At 58.1% G+C, this 260-nt stretch carries 1 protein-coding gene; it reads left to right on the forward strand.

Going from position 1 to position 260, the window contains the following annotated elements; translation table 11 throughout:
* Positions 1-260, forward strand: a 260-nt coding sequence (locus MFF64_RS39115) for a nucleotidyltransferase domain-containing protein (protein ID WP_238194026.1), incomplete at both ends; no start/stop codon positions are given.

Below are 260 nucleotides of genomic sequence, written 5' to 3' on the forward strand. Positions count from 1 at the left end.
GCAGAACGGACGACCGAACTGGAGCAATTGTGCCGCCGCTACCATGTCCTGCGGCTGGAGGTGTTCGGCTCTGCGACTGATAGTCAGCGCTTCCGGTCGGACAGCGACCTTGACTTTCTCGTGGAATTTCAGCCTTCTCCTCCCTGCGGGCATGCCAACGCCTATTTCGGCTTGCTTGAAGATCTGCAAGAAGTGTTTGGCCGGTCCGTTGACCTGGTCAGCGCCTCAGCCATCAAGAATCCGTACTTCCGGGAATCCGT

Source organism: Methylobacterium frigidaeris (genome assembly GCF_022179185.1).
Taxonomy (GTDB): Bacteria; Pseudomonadota; Alphaproteobacteria; order Rhizobiales; family Beijerinckiaceae; genus Methylobacterium; species Methylobacterium frigidaeris.